Below are 16,382 nucleotides of genomic sequence, written 5' to 3'. Positions count from 1 at the left end.
GGCGAACCTACCCGGTGTGCCTGCTGGCCAGGAACGGGCAGCCGACCAGCCTGCGCAGCTCGGCGCTGAGCTCGCTCGGGTCGCTCACCGGCCGGGAGAACGCCAGTCGGACGTCGTGGTCGGCGTCGATGGCCTCGACCCGCAGCCGCAGCCCGAACCGGTCGAGCCCCAGTGGCCGCACGTGTCCGCCGCGCAGGTCCTCCGGCAGGTGTCGGACCAGGGAGCCGACGACGTCGGTGTGCGACAGCTCGAGGTGGCGCAGCCAGCCCGCCTCGAAGGTGACGAACGGGTCGGGCTCGGCCTGGGTGAAGGCGGGGACGCCGACCGAGTGGGTGCCCTCGGCGTCGGCGAGCACGAGCGAGGCGGGGATCAGCCGCAGCAGCGCCGCGCCGTGGCCGAGGTCGAGCAGCCGGGGGTCGGGCCGCTCCTCGGCGACCAGCACCGCCTGCGCGCGGGCCTCGTCGTCGCCGAGCGCCCGCAGCCAGCCGGTGATCCACAGCAGCCCGCGGACGGGTTCGCGCAGCGGGACCGGGGCGGTGTCGGCCAGCTCGACCATCGTGGCCAGCTCGCCGCGCGGTGCCTGCCACGCGGTGGCGACCAGCTCGTGGTCGTCGGGCAGCAGGACGCTGACCGAGCCGTCGGCGTGCACGTGGTGCAGGAGGGGGACGACCCGGTCGCCCTGCGCCTGGTCCGCGGCGGGGACGAGCGTCGCGCGCCCGCCGAGTGCGGCGATGCTGCGCGCGCGTTCGGCCGGGTGCGGCGCGGGGGGACGTGGTGCGTCCGATCTGGTCACGACTCACCTCCTGAGTTAGGTCACCCTAACTTGCGGGTGGGCTCGCTGGGAAGTCGTGGCGTCGGTATCCCACGAACTGGCTACGCTGCCCGCGCCGCACCCGACAAGGAGGGCACATGAGCGAGGCACCCGCCGTCGAACCACCGACCGGCAGGCCCGCGATCGAGGACCTGGCCACCGCCAGGGCACTCTCCGCGCTGCGCTTGCCGCTGATCGGCCTGCCCCTGGCCGCCGTCGTCTTCGCCGTCCCGGCGGTCTGGCTGATCGTCGCCGGTGGTGGCTGGATCGGGATCGCGGTCCTGGCCATCGCCGCGCTGGCGTTCGTGGTGACCTCGGTACTGGCGTTGGTGATCACCGGGTTCTGGATCGGTCCGGCGGGGCGGTTGCTGCGCGCGGAGTCGTGGCGTGCCGCATCGGTCAAGGTCTACCGGCCCAGCAAGGGTTTTCCGCGTGCGCGGCTGGTAGTCAAAGAGGCTGACGGCAAGTCGTTGAGCATCTTGGCCCCGGCGCTGCCGTGGGCGGCACAGCAGATCCTTGCCCGTACCAGCAAGATCTGGCTGGTAGGCCCGGACGACAAGGGTTGGGTTGCCATCCGGTCGACCGGGTTGGCGCTACCGCTGGGGCAGGCGCGGGTGTCCACGGCGGACCTGTCCACTGGGTACGAGATCACTGTGGACCAGCCGGACCCCGCCAGGGCCTCGCTCGCCTCCGGCGACGCGGTGCTGGCCAAGGTCATCGCCGCCCCGCGCAAGCGTTCGCGCACCGACATGGTCGCGCCGGTGGTCCTCCTGGCCTTCGCGGGCTTCGTGGTCGTCGACCTGGTGCAACGCGGGATCAAGGCCAGCCAGGTCGGGTTGGCGATCGGCGTGTTCGTCGGCACGCTCATCATCGCGGGCTTCTTCGCGTGGCGGCTCTACAAGGCGCTGTACTGGGCAAAGGTCGACAAGTTGCTGTCAGCGGGACCGTGGAACGCGGTGGCGGTAGACCTACCGGAGCCGACTCGGGTCGGTCGGGAAACGGTGACCGCGCAAGCCACGTTCGCAGATGGCCGAACCGTTCCGGTGAAACTAACGCGCGCCGGTCACGCTATCCGCGCGAATGTCGCCGCTACGGGGAAACTCTGGGTGGCAGGTATACCGGGAGAGGGCAAACAGATGGTGGCGGGAATTCCCGGCTATCCGTTCCTCAGCCGGGCCGATTTCGGTTCTTGACCGGCGTCGCCCCAGCCGCGGGTAGCCCGCTCTGTCCGCAGGGCGGCCACCCTGACCTCGGCCAACTCCTCGGCGGGGTCCTCGGCGCCGACCAGGTCCTCGACCGCGGTGACCACGGCCTCCAGCTGGCTGATCAGGGTGTTGTAGGTGTCGGTGAGCCGGGTCAGTTCGGCGACGTCGTCCGCGGCGACCTCGACCCGCACGATCGCCGACGCCCGGACCGCGAACCGCCGCAGCGCCCGGTCCAGCACGTCCATGGTCTCGTCGAACCTGGGGTCGATCTCCGCGCGGGTGGCCTGGAAGCGGCGCAGCCAGACGTCCTCGGCGGAGTCAGGCTCGATCGCGGGCGCCGGTGGTTCCTCGGGCTCCTGGATCAGCCGGGCGATGCCCGCCTTGCCGCCGAGCACCACGACGCCGACCCCCAGCGTCATCCACGGGGGTAAGTGGATCGCCCAGGCGACCCCGGCCGCGCTCGCCGCCAGGAGCAGACCCCACGGATCGGCTAGTTCCCTCGCATAACCCATTGCCCACCCTTACCCCACCCAGTACCGGGACAGGGCCAAGATCCTAGGGGAATCCACCCTCCAAATGCGACCCTGGTTCCAGTTGGTGATTTGCGGACAATGCGGTGTGGCCCGATCGCGATTGGGCGGTATTCACAATGCGAACACCGCCCAATCGCGACGTCAGTTCCAGTCCGGTCCGCGCTTGCTCCAGCTCCACGCGTAGCGCGGGTCCTCGCTGTCGGTGGCGGCCTCGCCCAGGTCGAGCGGCCGGAAGGTGTCCACCATCACCGCGGTCTCGTCGAAGAAGTCGGCCCCGATGGACGCCTCCGCCGCGCCCGGTTGCGGGCCGTGGGTGAACCCGCTCGGGTGCAGCGACAGCGACCCGATGCCGATTCCGGAGCCCTTGCGCGCCTCGTAGTTCCCACCGACGTAGAACATCAACTCGTCGGAGTCGACGTTCGCGTGGTTGTACGGGACCGGGATCGCGTCGGGGTGGTAGTCGACCTTGCGCGGCATGAACGAGCACACCACGAAGTTCGGGCCCTCGAAGGTCTGGTGCACGGGCGGCGGCTGGTGCACGCGGCCGGTGATCGGCTCGAAGTCGTTGATGTGGAACACCCACGGGTACAGGCACCCGTCCCAGCCGACCACGTCGAACGGGTGGTTGGCGTAGGTGAACCGCGTTAGTCCTGCCCGGTGCCGGACCAGGACCTCGACGTCCTCACCTTCGACGAGCAGCGGCTCCGTCGGGCCCCTCTGGTCGCGTTCGCAGTAGGGGGAGTGCTCCAGGAACTGTCCCTTCGAGGACAGGTACCGCCTGGGTGGCCCGATGTGCCCCGCGGCCTCGACGATGAACAGCCGCATCTCGCCGTTGGGCACAACGCGGTAGGTAGTCGAAGTCGGGATGACCAGGTAATCGCCCTCGGACACCTCAAGAGCGCCGTACACGGTCTCCACCGTGCCGCTGCCGCCCTGCACATAGAACAGCTCGTCGCCCACCGCGTTGCGGTAGAGCGGGCTCGGCGCGGACGCGGTGGCGAACCCGATGATCACGTCGGAGTTGCCGAACAGCGTCCTGCGGCCGGTCACGGCGTCGGTGTCCGCGCTGAACTTGAGGCCCTGCGTGCGGAAGTGCCGCGGCTTGAGCGGGTGGTTCGGCACCAGCGCGCCGCGGAAGTCTTCGACGACCTCGGCGTTCACGATCGCGGTCGGCAGGTGGCGGTGGTAGAGCAGAGCCGAGTCGGAGGAGAACCCCTCGACCCCCATCAGCTCCTCGGCGTAGAGCGTCCCCTCCGGCGACCGGAACTGGGTATGCCTCTTGCGGGGGATGTCCCCAACGCGCCGGTAGTGCGGCATGTGCTCCTCCGGAGACCTCTCAAGAATCTCAGTTGCTATGTCCGCCTACCGGACATCTTTGTTCAGTTGGCGGTACGCTACTAGCGTGTCAGCCGTGTCAAGCGCAGCTCCTCTCCCAGGCCCCGGTCCGCGCGGCATCCCGCCGCTGTTCGCGCGGCTTGTCGACGACGCGGCCCTGTTCCCCCCGGGCAACGCACCCATGCCCGACGCGGTGCGCATGCACCTCGCCGGGCGCGACGGCGGGAACGCGGGCGTGATGGGCCTGTTCCTGTGCAACGCCTCCCGCCTGCCCGAGCTGATCACCGAGTTGGTGAAGGCGAAGCCAGCCAAGCCGGTGGCGCTCTCGCTGGTCATCGACACCGGCCTGGGCGGGGTGCCCAAGGCGCTGTCCATCGTCGAGTCGCGGGCCGAGCTGCTCGCGCTGCGTATGGTGGAGATGCCAGCCCCGGCCGACGTCGACGACGTGTGGCTGGAGCGAGTGAACGAGTTCGTGCCCGAGGACGTCATCCGCGTGGTCGAGCCGCGCCGCGGCGGGGTCGAGTGGCTCGACGGCATCCGCAGGGTCGTCGACCACGGCAGCTGGCCCAAGATCCGCTGCGGTGGCCTCAGCCGCGAGGCGTTCCCCAGCGTCGACGAGGTGGCCGACTTCCTGGCGGTGATCAGCAGGGGCGAGGCGTCGTTCAAGGCGACCGCGGGCCTGCACAACGCCGTCCGGCACACCGACCACGAGACCGGGTTCGACCACCACGGCTTCCTGAACCTGCTGGTCGCGACCTCGCGCCTGCTCGCGGGTGGTGACGTGCGCGCCGCGCTGTCGGAGACCGACGGCGCCGTGCTCGCCGAGGAGGCCAAGGGGCTGACCGACCAGGCCGCGCACGCGGTGCGGGCGGTGTTCGGTTCGTACGGATCGTGCTCGCTGAGCGAGCCGGTGGAGGACCTGGAAGGGCTGGGCCTGCTGTGAGCTGGATCGACGACCCCGCGTTCGCTGCGGACATGCCCTTCGGCCCCCAGACGCTGCCCTACGGCGTCGTGGAGACCGCGGAGGGTCCTGCCGTCGCGGTGCGCGTCGGCGACCACGCGTTGCCGCTGAGGCCCCTTGCGGACGAGTTCACGGCGGAGCTGGCCGAGCTCGTTGCCGCTGACTCGCTCGACCCGCTGCTGGCCGCCGGTAGGCCCGCCTGGTCGGCGCTGCGTGCGCGGCTGATCGAGCTGGTTAAGGCAACGGCCGCGCCTGAGGGTGCGGTGCTCTTGCCGCTATCGGAGACGACGACCCGGCTGCCGTTCACCGTCGGCGACTACGTCGACTTCTACTCGTCGCGCAATCACGCCGAGAACGTCGGCCGCATCTTCCGGCCCGATGGCGATGCGTTGTTCCCCAACTGGAGCCACCTGCCCGTCGGCTACAACGGTCGCTCCGGCACGGTCGTCGTCTCCGGCACCGATGTCGAGCGCCCGCACGGTCAACGTAAGGGCGACAACGGGCCTGTTTTCGGCCCTAGCGTCCGCCTGGACATCGAGGCCGAGATCGGTTTCGTGTGCGGTGGCCCTGTCGCCCGCCGTGTGTCGACCTCCGCTGCCCCGGACCACGTGTTCGGCGTGGTCACGGTCAACGACTGGTCCGCGCGCGACATCCAGGCATGGGAGTACGTGCCGCTGGGCCCGCACCTGGGCAAGTCGTTCGCGACGTCTATCGGCGCCTGGATCACCCCTCTGGAGGCGTTCGCGGCCGCGCGCGTCCCCGTGCCGGATCCCGGCCACCCGAGGCTGGACTACCTCGTCGAGGACAGCCACTGGGGCCTCGACATCAACCTGCAGGTGTTCTGGAACGGCACCCTGGTCAGCAAGCCCGAGTTCGCGGGCATGGCGTTTTCCTTCGCCCAGCAGTTGGCGCACATGACCGTCAACGGCGCCACCGTGCGCCCCGGCGACCTGTTCGCCTCCGGCACCATCTCCGGTCCGGAGAAGCACCAGCGCGGCTCGTTCCTGGAGCTGAGCTGGGGCGGCAAGGAGAAGATCACCCTCGACGGCGGCGGCGAGCGCACCTTCCTGCTCGACGGCGACACGATCGTGATCACCGCGACCGCGCCGGGTCCGGACGGCACGGTCATCGGCCTGTCCGAGGTGGCCGGGACGATCCTGGCCGCGGGGGACTGACCGGTGCCTGGCATACGGTCGACGGGGCCGGTCACCCGGCAGGCGGTCCCGGTGGCCAAGGAGAGCTCGCTCACCCTCGACCGCGGCCTGGCGTTGCTCCAGGCGGTGGCCGACTCCGACACCGAGGCGCCGACGATAAGCGATCTCGCGGCGGCGATCGGGGCCAGCCGCGCGGCGGTGTACCGGCTGTTGGTGCCGTTGCAGTCGCGCGGGCTGGTCCGCCGTGAGGGGTCGAAGGTCCGCCTCGGGCTCGGGTTGCTCCAGCTCGCCGCGAAGGTCGCCCCGCAGCTTCGCGTGGCGGCCCTACCGGCGCTGCGTGAGCTGGCGGAGGCTGTTGGCGCTACCGCCCATCTCACCGTCGCGGATGGCGATGAGGCGCAGGCAGTCGCCGTCGTGGAACCGTCGTGGACGACCTACCACGTCGCTTACCGCGTCGGCACCCGTCACCCGTTGCACAAGGGCGCGGCCGGTAAGGCCATCACGATGCGTCCGGGCGACTCGGGGTGGTTGGGCTCGGTAGGGGAGTTGCAGCCCGGCGCCTACGGGATCGCGGCACCGGTGCGCGGTGTCCTGGACCTGCGCGCGAGCGTTGGCGTTGTCACCTTCGAGCCGCTCGATGGCGCTGTCGTCGGCCCGAAGGTGGTCGCGGCTGCCGCGATCATCGCCGAGTCGCTGCGTTAGACCCACGTCCCCACAGCTACGACCAACAGTGGTCGTAGCTGTGGTGTGGCTCTTAACCGAAGATGGCCTCGTAGGTCGCGAACAGCGCGAACCCGACGAACACGAACCCGGCGACCCGCTGGATCAGCTGCGGCTTGATCCGCTCGGCGATCTTGCGCCCGACCAGCACCGCGATCCCGGCGACCAGCACCAGCGCGAGCCAGGCGCCCAGGCCGACCCACACCGGCTCGGCGTACCTGGCCGACAGCCCCGCCGTGGCGATCTGCGAGGCGTCGCCCCACTCGGCGGCGAACAGCACCCCGAACGAGGTCAGCCCGGCGCGCCAGAACGACACCGTCGGAGTCGCCTCCTCGGCCTCGGTGATCTCCTCCTCCTGCTTCGCGAACCCCTCCTTGAGCAGGAGGAACGCGCCCAGGGCGAACAGCACGGCCACGACGGCGGCCACCACCTGGTCGGGCAGCAGCGTGAGCACGCCACCGAAGGCCGCCGCGATGACGCACTGCACCGCGAACGCCACGCTTACCCCGACGAACACAGGTAGCGCGCGATAACGCGTAGTCAGGATCAGGGTCGCCACCAGCGTCTTGTCCGGTAGCTCGACGGCGAGCACCAGGGCGAAAGCGCTGGCGAACGCGATAAGGGCACTTCCCACAGCAAAGTCCTCCACGTCCGAGGCCCGGACGGAGGAAGGCGAGCGTTCTCCGACCGGGCATGGTCCTACCCGGCCGGAGGTCTCGTTCGCCCGCGTGGACGCGGGTGAGGCACCGGACTCAAACTCGAGTCAGTATGTCGATGTCCTCGCCGGACCGCAGAAGCGCACGGTCGCGGGAACTACTCCCCTCTGGCTCGGTAAGCCTAACCGCTGTGGGTAGGGCCACCGACGTGTGTCCGCTCACGGGACCTACGTCCCGGCGAGACAGGACTCGCGGACCTGCGGAAACGCGCGACGCGGGTCGACACTGTTCACCGTGGACGTTCTGGAGTTGGCGCGGTGGCAGTTCGGGATCACCACCGTCTACCACTTTCTGATGGTGCCGCTGACCATCGGCTTGGCGGTGCTGGTCGCCGGGATGCAGACCGCGTGGGTGCGCACCGGCGACGTGAAGTACCTGCGGATGACCAAGTTCTGGGGCAAGCTGCTGCTGGTCAACTTCGCCATGGGCGTGGTGACCGGCATCGTGCAGGAGTTCCAGTTCGGGATGGCCTGGAGCGAGTACTCCCGGTTCGTCGGCGACGTGTTCGGCGCGCCGCTGGCGATGGAGGGGCTGGTCGCGTTCTTCGTCGAGTCCACCTTCCTCGGGCTGTGGATCTTCGGCTGGGACCGGCTGCCCCAGCGCGTGCACCTGGCCTGCGCGTGGGCGTTCAGCCTGGCCACGGTCGCCTCGGCGTACTTCATCCTGGCGGCGAACTCGTGGATGCAGCACCCGGTCGGGGTCGAGTTGGTCGACGGGAAGCCGCGGCTGACCTCGATCTGGGCCGTGTTGACCAACAACACCGCCCTGGCCGCCATCCCGCACACGGTCGCGGGCTGCTTCGCGGTGGCGGGCGCGTTCCTGGTCGGTGTCGGTGGTTGGCACCTCTGGCGGACCCGCGACGACCAGCACGGCGACGACGGCGACCGGCCGGTGTGGCGGGCCTCGGTGCGCTACGGCGGCTGGGTCGGCGCGGTGGCCTTCGCGGCGCTGGCGATCACCGGCGACCTCCAGGGCAAGCTGATGTTCGAGCAGCAGCCGATGAAGATGGCCGCGGCCGAGGCGCTGTGCCACACCGAGCAGCCCGCCGGTTTCTCGGTCTTCGCGATCGGGGACGTGAGCAGGCCGGACTGCGAGGACGTCAAGTCGATCACCGTGCCCGCGCTGCTGTCCTTCCTGGCGCACAACGACTTCACCAGCGAGGTGCGCGGCATCGAGGACCTGGTGCAGGAGTACCGCGAGCGCTACGGCGCCAACTACCCGGTGGACGACCGGCTGGGTGAACTCTCCGGTCAGCCCATCGACTACGTGCCCAACCTCCCGGTGACCTACTGGGGCTTCCGGCTGATGATCGGCTTCGGCGCGCTGTCGGCACTTGCCGCGGTCGGGGTGCTGTGGGTGACCCGACGTGGGCGGATACCGCGCGGCAAGTGGTTCCCCCGACTGGCCCTCGCGGGTATCGCGACACCGTTCCTGGCCAACAGCTTCGGCTGGATCTTCACCGAGATGGGGCGTCAGCCGTTCGTGGTGGTGCCCAATCCGTCCGGTGTGGACGGTGTGTGGATGTTCACCGCGCGCGGGGTGTCCGGCCTGACCACCGGGGAGGTGTGGACGTCGCTGATCACGCTGACCCTGGTGTACGGGGCGCTGGCGGTGGTCGAGGTGTTCCTCATCGCCCGGTACGTGCGCGGCGGGGTCGCCGGGGTCATGCCGCCGGAGAAGCCGGACGGCACGTCCGACGACCACCTCGCCTTCGCCTACTAGCCGCCATCGACTGGGAGTCCACTGTGGATCTCGCCGACCTCTGGTTCTGTGTGATCGCCGTGCTCTGGCTCGGCTACCTGTTCCTCGAGGGCTTCGACTTCGGCGTCGGCATGCTGATGCCGGTACTGGCCAGGGACGACACCGAGCGCCGTGTCATGATCAACACGATTGGGCCGGTCTGGGACGGCAACGAGGTGTGGCTGCTCGTCGCGGGCGGCGCCACCTTCGCTGCCTTCCCGGGTTGGTACGCGTCCCTGTTCAGTGGGACCTACCTGCTGCTGCTTCTGTTCCTGGTCGCTCTTATCGGCCGCGGCGTCGCCTTCGAGTACCGCGGGAAGGTCGACTCGGACCGGTGGCGCCGCTGGTGGGACCGGGTGATCGTCGCCGGGTCGCTCGTGGCCGCGATCGGGGTCGGGCTCTTGGTGGCCACGACGGTGTTGGGCCTACCGATCGACGCTGACGGTAACCGCGTGGGATCGCCGTTCGCGGCCGTCACCGCTGAGTCGCTGCTGGGGGCGGCGGCGCTGGTCGGGTTCGCCTTGGTCCACGGCTCGGTGTTCATCGCGCTCAAGACCGATGGGGATATCCGCCACCGGGCGCGTGCGTTCGCGATACGAGTTGGGCCATGGGCGCTGTTGCCGCTGGCCGGGCTGCTCGTGGTGGTGCAGTTGACGTCGGGCAAGTGGTGGACGTGGACGGCGGTGGCCGTTGTCCTCGTCGTCGCGGCGCTGGCGTTCGAGCGGCTCACGGCGGGACGTGAGGGCCAGGCGTTCGCGGCGCTGGGAGTCGCGGTCGTGGCGACGGTCGTCGCCCTGTTCGGCGCGCTCTACCCGAACGTACTGCCGTCTACTGTGGACCCTGCCTTCTCGTTGACCGTCGCGGACACCGCGTCGAGCCCGTACACGCTGGAGGTCATGAGCTGGGTCGCCCTGTTCGGCACACCCGCCGTGCTGGTCTACCAGGGTTGGACGTACTGGGTGTTCCGCAAGCGGGTCAGCACGGCGCACATCCCGCCGGTGCACGTCCCGTGACTCCTCCCGGACAGCCTCGACCCGCCAGTCGGTCCGGGAGGGGCCCGCTCGGCGCGTTGCCGGGGTTGTCCCCGTCGGCGCGCCGGGCGTTGGCCTTGAGCGGCGGGTTGGCCGTCGTCAACGCGGCCGCGCTGGTGGTGCAAGCGTGGGCGCTGGCGTCGGTTCTTACTGGGTTCTCGTCGCGGACGTTGGCTGTGTTGGCTGGCACTGTGGTCGCGCGGTCACTCTTGGGCTGGGCGACGCAGGTGGTGTCAACGCGTGCGGCGGCTGGGGCGAAGGAGGAACTGCGCGCGATCACCCTGGATCGAGCGCTGGCTCTAGGGCCCGAGTGGATCGCCGCGCGTGGAGTGGGGGAGCTGACCTCGCTGGCGACGCGCGGGCTTGACGCGCTGGACGCCTACTTCGGGGTGTACCTACCTGCGCTGGTTACCGCTGCCGTGGCGCCGCTGGCGGTAGGCGCAACGATTCTGTTCGTGGACTGGCCTTCTGCTCTGGTGGTGGCGCTGACGGTGCCGTTGATCCCGCTGTTCGCGGTGGTCATCGGTCGCTACACCGAGGACAGGGTGGGTCCTGCTGCTGCGGCGACCGAACGATTGTCGGGCAACCTGCTGGAGTTGGTGCGCGCGCTGCCGGTCCTGACGGCGTTCCGGCGGGCGTCAGCGCAAGCGGAGGCAGTGCGGACTGTCTCGGACGCTCATCGACGCGGCACGCTCGGAGTCCTGCGGGTGGCGTTCATGTCGGCGTTCGCCCTGGAGTTGGTGGCCACGCTGTCGGTGGCTCTTGTCGCGGTCGTGATCGGTGTGCGGCTGGTGGCCGGTGACCTCACCTTGGCGGTGGGTCTGTTTGTGCTGATCGTGGTCCCTGAGTGCTACCTGCCGTTGCGGGCCGCTGGGGCTGCCCACCACGCCAGCGAAGACGGCCTAGAGGCGATTCGGCGGGTCGCGGAGATCCCGGTTGTTGCTGCTCGTGGGAGTCGCGCGGTCGATGGGTTCAGGGAGTTGCGGATCGATGGCCTGCGGGTGCGTCGACGTGGTGGATACGCGCCGGATGGTCTGTCGTTGGTGGTGCGGCCGGGCGAGATCGTCCGGTTGAGCTCAGCCAGTGGGTCGGGCAAGTCGACCGCCTTCGCCGCGCTGCTCGGGTTCGTGCCGTTCGAGGGCTTGGTGGAAGTCGATGGCACTCCCCTACCTGATGTCGATATATCGATTTGGCGGCAAATCGTCACCTGGGTGCCGCAGCGACCTGAGTTCGCTGAGGCTGTCGTAGCCGATGAGGTCGGCGACCCGGCCTTGGCGACCGAGCTCGGGATTGTTCACTTGTTGGATCGTAGGATTGTTGAACTCTCGGCGGGGGAACGGCAGCGGGTGGCGCTCCTGCGGGCCCTGGCCCGACCGGGGACGCGTCTGCTCCTGCTGGACGAGCCGACGGCCCACCTCGACCCGGCGACTGCCGCCACCGTCATGGCGGTCATCGAGAAGGCCGCAGACCGGGGCGTCGCCGTCATCATGGCCACCCACCGCGTGGTCGAGGCGGCGTCCGCCGAGCCCGCCGCCCGCCCGCACGTGGACGTCGCCGACGAGGTGGTGGCCGGGCGCGGCTCGCTGCGGGGATTGATCAACCGCCGCATGCTGGGCGGCGCCGCGCTGGGGTCGGCGGCGCTCGTGTGCGGGGTGCTGCTCGCCGCACTGTCGGCCTGGTTGATCGCCAAGGCCGCCCAGCAGCCGCCGATCCTCACCCTGTCCATCGCCGTTGTCGGTGTCCGCGCCTTCGGCCTCGCCCGGGCCGCCCTGCGCTACGCCGAGCGCCTCGCCGTCCACGACGCCGTCTTCCGGACCGCCACTGACCTGCGGGTCCGCCTGTGGCAAGCGCTTGTCCGCATCGGGCCCGCGCGGGCACTCGGCCTGCGATCGGGCGAGGGGCTCCGCCGGTTCGTCGACGATGTCGACACGGTCCGCGACCTGACCCCGCGCGTGTTGGTGCCGCCGCTCGTGGCCCTGGGCGCGTGCGTTGCCGCTATCGCCGTGCAGACCGCGATCCTGCCGAGCGCTGGTCTCGCCCTAGCGGTTGCGGTGGTCCTTGCCGGTCTAGGTGCGCCCCTGGTGTCTCTTGTCGCCGAGCGCCGGGCCACTACCGCGCTGTCGGAGGGTCGACGCACCGTCGCGGCCGGGGTGCTCACCCTGTTCACCTGTGCGGCAGACCTGATCGCGTTCGGTAGGCACACCCAGCACCGCGCGGCTCTAGCCTCTGCCGACGCTGCTCTTGTAGTCCGCGCCAAGCGACAGGCATTCGGCGCGGGAGCCGGTCAGGCGCTGATCACCCTGCTCCTTGGCGCGGCCACGGTCGTGAGCACGTACCTGGCCGTGGGCATCGACCCGGTTCTGATCCCGATCGTGGCTCTAGTCCCGCTCGCGCTGGCCGAGGTCCTCGCACTCCTGCCACCCGCCGTAACCCACCTGACCGCCTTGCGCGCGGCCCACGCCCGCATCAACGCCCTCGAATCCGCCCCGCCCGCCAGCCCGCCGCAGTGGACCCCCGGCGCCGTCCACCTGGAGAACGTCACCGCCCGCTGGCCCGGCGCATCGCGACCCGCACTGAGCGGACTCACCCTCCACCTGCCCCCCGGCACTCACGCAGCCGTCGTCGGCCCATCCGGCGCGGGCAAGTCGACCCTGGCGGCACTGCTCCTCGGCTTCCTGACCCCGGAATCCGGCACCCTGACCCGCCCACCCACCGTCGCCTGGTGCCCACAAGACCCCATGCTCATCTCCACCACGGTGCGCGAAAACCTCAAACTGGCCGCCCCCCACGCCACCGACGCGGACCTAGAGGCCGCCCTAGCCCGGGCAGCCCTCCCCGGCTTCGACCTGAACGCCACCGCCACCACAACCTCCGGCGGAGAAGCCCAACGCCTAGCCCTGGCCCGAGCCCTCCTCTCCGACGCCGACCTCGTGGTGCTCGACGAACCCACCGCCCACCTGGACACCCCCACCGCCACCCGCGTCCTGGCAACCCTCCACGAAGCACTGGCGGGCAAGACCGTCCTCCACATCACCCACCGCCCCGAAGAAGCCACCCTCGCCGACGTCACCGTGCACCTCGCCCCACCCCAGGCCGACCCGGTGCGCCACGACCTCCAACTGGAACAAGTGAGGGCCTAGCCTGGTGGTGACCATGGACCCCACCCTCGCCGCGCGGACGCTCACCGCCTCCACCGAGATCGCCACGGCAGCGCTCTCCGGTCAGGACCCGGATGCGGTGCTGGATCTCGTAGTGCGCGCTGCCGCCGAGTTGGCCGAGGCGGATCTTGGGCTGGTCATGGCCGGTAGCGATGACGGCTCCCTCACTGTGGAGGCGGCATACGGGGCCCGCGCTACCAACCCCATCGGCCTCGTTCTGTCGCCGCGGTCGTCAGCGGCGAGGGTCGCTAGAGGTGGCGTCCCGATCGTGGCCGATGACGTGACCACGGACCCGCGCACGTCCCCTTACGTCCCCCGTGAACTCACCGCCTACGGCCCCTTCGCCGCCGCCCCCTTCGGTACTCGCGAGTCCCGTCTAGGCGCCCTCACCGTCTACCGCCGTAGAGGCCGCAAGCCCTTCACCAGCGGCACGGTAGAGGTCCTGACAGCCTTCGCCGCCCAAGCAGGCTTGGTCCTAGTCCTAGCCGAAGGCCGCAACGCCAGTGAACGTGTCGGCCTCTATGAAGAACGCGAACGCATAGCCCGCGACCTCCACGACGTGATCATCCAGCGCCTCTACGCCGCAGGCATGCAGCTGGACCTCCTGGCCCGCCGCCCCACCCGCAAGCTCCCCAAGCCGGACGCCACCCGCCTCACCGACGCCGTGGACCAGCTCGACGCCGCCATCGCCGATGTCCGGGCCGTCGTCCGCACCCTGCGCAACCCCGACCCCGCGCCGCCGACCGACCTGGCCGAGTCCGTCGAGTCGGAGGTCGCCACCGCGCGCGAGTTGCTCGGGTTCGACCCGAGCTTCGAGATCACCGGCGACATCGCGGACGTGCCCGCTGACCTGGCCGACCACCTCCGTGCGGCGCTGCGGGAAGCCCTGTCCAACGTCGTCAGGCACGCGGGCGCCCTGCGCGTCGCGGTGCACCTCGTCCGGACACCCACCACGCTCCGCCTGACCATCGCCGACGACGGCTGCGGCATCCCGAAGGGGGTCTCCGAGCGCGGTCTGAAGAACCTCAGGGAGCGCGCCGAGCAGGTCGACGGTCACTGCCAGGTGCGCTCGTCCCCGCGCAGCGGCACCACCGTGACCTGGGAGGTCCCGATCAGGCGGGCGTCGCGACCTTCGTGACCGGGATCGGCTGGGTCTCGTCCAACGCGGCGGCCTCGGCGCGCTTGGCCCGGCGCCGGGCGATCAGGCGCTTGCCGTAGTTGATCGCGGGCTGCTCGACCCAGCGGTGGATCAGGTCGGCGATCGCGAGCCCGACCAGGACCACCACCAGCGCGGTGATGAGCCGGTTCTGCGCCAGCGACGGGATGGTCAGCACCACGACGAAGTGCACCGGCTGCTGGAGCAGGTACAGCGAGTACGACCGCTCGCCGACGAACCGCATCGGTTTGGTCGAGAGCACCCACCGCATCGGCCCCGGCGCGATCAGCACGACCAGCAGCAGGGCCACGACCACGCCGTAGACCAGGAACAGCGCGAGGTTGTTCTCGGTGTCCCACCACAGGTCTTCCATGTTCACGTGCAGCACCGCGAACACGGCGACGACCGGGATGGCCGCCAGCGGGTGGGTCAGCGGTTTCACCAGCGCGTACGTGCGCCGGTGGTGCATCACCACGGCCAGCACGCAGCCGATCAGCAGGATCGAGTAGTGGATCGTGGAGATGTAGAGCGTCTTCTGCGAGCCGTGCATCAGCCAGCCGCTGGTGATGGGCACCAGCGCGATCATCACCGCGAGCGCACCCACCGCGAACGCCAGCTTGCGCCACGCCGCCGCCAGCCCGACCGCACCGGCCATGACCAGCAGGAACGGCCAGAACAGGTAGAACTTCTCCTCGATGCCCAGCGTCCACGAGCCGGAGAAGAAGTTGTCCGGCGCGGTCGGGTAGACGCCGGGCAGGAACTCGTTGAAGAAGGTCAGGTAGTACGGCAGCACCTCGGGCATGAACCGGGACCGGAACTCGCCGCGCAGGTACACGAAGATCACGATCCCGCCGAGGATCACCAGGTAGGGCGGCAGGATCCGGAACACCCGGCGCAGGTAGAACGCCTTGAGCGACACCCGCCCGGTGCGGTCCTGCTCGCGCAGCAGCAGCGTGGTGATCAGGAACCCGGACAGCACGAAGAACACGTAGACGCCGGTCCAGCCGGACAGCCACAGGTACTTGGGCCCGGCGAAGTGGAACATGATGACGATGACCGCCGCGAACGCGCGCAACCCGTCGAGCGCGGGGAAGCGCCGCATGTCCAGGAAGTCGGCGTGGTCCAGCGTTCGCACACGGCCCCCAAAGGTGTAATCGGCCAACCGAGTCTACGGGACCCGTTCGGGTTCCCTTGTCCAGTCCCGCCTTCGTGGGCGGGGCGGCGGTCAGCGGCGTCGGGCGAACCAGGCGACGGCCTGGGTGCGGCGCTGCATGCCGAGCTTGGCCAGCACCGAGGTGACGTGGTTCTTGACCGTCTTCTCGGCCAGGAAGAGCCGCTCGGCGATCTCGCGGTTCGACATCCCGTCGCCGACCAGGGCGAGCACCTCGCGTTCGCGCTCGGTGAGCCCGGCCAGTTCGTCGGCCGCCACGCTGCGTCGCATCCGGTCCAGGACGTGGGCCGTCGTCACCGGGTCGAGGAGTGACCTACCCGCGGCGACTTCACGCACCGCTTTCACCAGGTCGTGCCCTCTGACCTGCTTCAACAGGTACCCCGCCGCCCCGGCCATGATCGCCTCGACCAGGGCGGCCTCGTCGTCGAACGCCGTGAGCACCAGGCACGCCGGAGGCGTCTCAAGAGCCCGCAGCGACCGGCACAGCGCTACCCCGTCCCCATCCGGCAGCCGCATGTCGACCACGGCAACGTCAACCGGCCGCGACGAGGCCAACGACGACGTCAGCGCAAGAGCCTCGCCGACCCCGCCAGCCTGGGCGACGACCTCTATGCCGTCCTCGCCGTCGAGCAGGTCGCGCAGCCCGCGCCGGACCACCTCGTGGTCGTCGACGAGCAGCACCCTGATCACG

Annotated in this window: 14 protein-coding genes; 8 read left to right on the top strand and 6 right to left on the bottom strand. The window is 70.1% G+C overall.

Annotation, left to right across the window (positions count from 1 at the left end):
• Positions 1-7: 7 nt before the first annotated feature.
• Positions 8-793 (bottom strand): DUF2470 domain-containing protein, encoded by a 786-nt coding sequence (locus CLV68_RS03005; RefSeq protein WP_121389062.1) that lies wholly within the window; start codon positions 791-793, stop codon positions 8-10.
• Positions 794-909: 116 nt separating this feature from the next.
• On the opposite strand from CLV68_RS03005, the gene CLV68_RS03000 reads away from it, so the two are divergent.
• Positions 910-2,004: a hypothetical protein gene (locus tag CLV68_RS03000; RefSeq protein WP_121389061.1), complete on the top strand. Its 1,095-nt coding sequence runs from the start codon at positions 910-912 to the stop codon at positions 2,002-2,004.
• Here the strand turns inward: CLV68_RS03000 and CLV68_RS02995 are convergent.
• Together CLV68_RS02995 and CLV68_RS02990 are read right to left on the bottom strand one after the other, a co-directional pair.
• A complete protein-coding gene (locus CLV68_RS02995) occupies positions 1,968-2,528 on the bottom strand; it encodes a hypothetical protein (RefSeq protein ID WP_121389060.1) in 561 nt (186 codons plus the stop codon). The genes CLV68_RS03000 and CLV68_RS02995 overlap by 37 nt on opposite strands.
• A gap of 162 nt (positions 2,529-2,690) precedes the next feature.
• On the bottom strand, positions 2,691-3,866 hold the full coding sequence (locus CLV68_RS02990) for a homogentisate 1,2-dioxygenase (RefSeq protein ID WP_121389059.1): 1,176 nt from the start codon (positions 3,864-3,866) through the stop codon (positions 2,691-2,693).
• A 94-nt stretch (positions 3,867-3,960) separates the two neighbouring features.
• On the opposite strand from CLV68_RS02990, the gene CLV68_RS02985 reads away from it, so the two are divergent.
• The 3 genes from CLV68_RS02985 to CLV68_RS02975 are packed head-to-tail and all read left to right on the top strand — an operon-like array spanning position 3,961 to position 6,701.
• Complete coding sequence (locus CLV68_RS02985; protein ID WP_281245049.1) at positions 3,961-4,827, top strand: DUF488 family protein; 867 nt, start codon at positions 3,961-3,963, stop codon at positions 4,825-4,827.
• Positions 4,824-6,020, top strand: a complete 1,197-nt coding sequence (gene fahA / locus CLV68_RS02980; protein ID WP_121389058.1) for a fumarylacetoacetase — start codon at positions 4,824-4,826, stop codon at positions 6,018-6,020. The genes CLV68_RS02985 and fahA overlap by 4 nt, the downstream gene beginning before the upstream one ends.
• A 51-nt stretch (positions 6,021-6,071) precedes the next feature.
• Complete coding sequence (locus CLV68_RS02975) at positions 6,072-6,701, top strand: helix-turn-helix domain-containing protein (protein ID WP_170224332.1); 630 nt, start codon at positions 6,072-6,074, stop codon at positions 6,699-6,701.
• A 52-nt stretch (positions 6,702-6,753) separates the two neighbouring features.
• Here the strand turns inward: CLV68_RS02975 and CLV68_RS02970 are convergent, their stop codons facing one another.
• Positions 6,754-7,353 (bottom strand): TMEM165/GDT1 family protein, encoded by a 600-nt coding sequence (locus tag CLV68_RS02970; protein ID WP_121389056.1) that lies wholly within the window; start codon positions 7,351-7,353, stop codon positions 6,754-6,756.
• Between the two features lie 316 nt (positions 7,354-7,669).
• On the opposite strand from CLV68_RS02970, the gene CLV68_RS02965 reads away from it, so the two are divergent.
• The 4 genes from CLV68_RS02965 (at position 7,670) to CLV68_RS02950 (ending at position 14,502) form a co-directional block, all read left to right on the top strand.
• Positions 7,670-9,157 carry a cytochrome ubiquinol oxidase subunit I gene (locus CLV68_RS02965; protein WP_121389055.1) on the top strand — a complete coding sequence of 496 codons (1,488 nt, stop codon included), beginning with the start codon at positions 7,670-7,672 and terminating at the stop codon, positions 9,155-9,157.
• A gap of 23 nt (positions 9,158-9,180) precedes the next feature.
• Positions 9,181-10,188 carry a cytochrome d ubiquinol oxidase subunit II gene (gene cydB / locus CLV68_RS02960; protein ID WP_121389054.1) on the top strand — a complete coding sequence of 336 codons (1,008 nt, stop codon included), beginning with the start codon at positions 9,181-9,183 and terminating at the stop codon, positions 10,186-10,188.
• Between the two features lie 65 nt (positions 10,189-10,253).
• Positions 10,254-13,346, top strand: a complete 3,093-nt coding sequence (cydC, locus tag CLV68_RS02955; protein WP_121389053.1) for a thiol reductant ABC exporter subunit CydC — start codon at positions 10,254-10,256, stop codon at positions 13,344-13,346.
• 13 nt (positions 13,347-13,359) lie between these two features.
• Entirely contained in the window at positions 13,360-14,502 is a 1,143-nt protein-coding gene (locus tag CLV68_RS02950; protein WP_121389052.1) for a GAF domain-containing sensor histidine kinase, read from the top strand.
• Here CLV68_RS02950 and CLV68_RS02945 read toward each other — a convergent pair.
• Positions 14,477-15,655 carry an acyltransferase family protein gene (locus tag CLV68_RS02945; protein ID WP_170224047.1) on the bottom strand — a complete coding sequence of 393 codons (1,179 nt, stop codon included), beginning with the start codon at positions 15,653-15,655 and terminating at the stop codon, positions 14,477-14,479. The genes CLV68_RS02950 and CLV68_RS02945 overlap by 26 nt on opposite strands.
• 90 nt (positions 15,656-15,745) lie before the next feature.
• Positions 15,746-16,378 (bottom strand): response regulator, encoded by a 633-nt coding sequence (locus CLV68_RS02940; protein ID WP_121390927.1) that lies wholly within the window; start codon positions 16,376-16,378, stop codon positions 15,746-15,748.
• Between the last annotated feature and the right edge of the window lie 4 nt (positions 16,379-16,382).

The organism is Actinokineospora cianjurensis (assembly GCF_003663795.1).
GTDB classification, from domain to species: domain Bacteria; phylum Actinomycetota; class Actinomycetes; order Mycobacteriales; family Pseudonocardiaceae; genus Actinokineospora; species Actinokineospora terrae.
Note: the sequence above shows the minus strand (reverse complement) of the source record. Positions and strands in the feature narration are given on the sequence as shown.

Coding starts and splice junctions, on each gene's coding strand:
- CLV68_RS02990 (WP_121389059.1), bottom strand. CDS start 3,866: ATGCCGCACTACCGGCGCGTTGGGGACATCCCCCGCAAGAGGCATACC.
- CLV68_RS02950 (WP_121389052.1), top strand. CDS start 13,360: ATGGACCCCACCCTCGCCGCGCGGACGCTCACCGCCTCCACCGAGATC.
- CLV68_RS02995 (WP_121389060.1), bottom strand. CDS start 2,528: ATGGGTTATGCGAGGGAACTAGCCGATCCGTGGGGTCTGCTCCTGGCG.
- CLV68_RS03000 (WP_121389061.1), top strand. CDS start 910: ATGAGCGAGGCACCCGCCGTCGAACCACCGACCGGCAGGCCCGCGATC.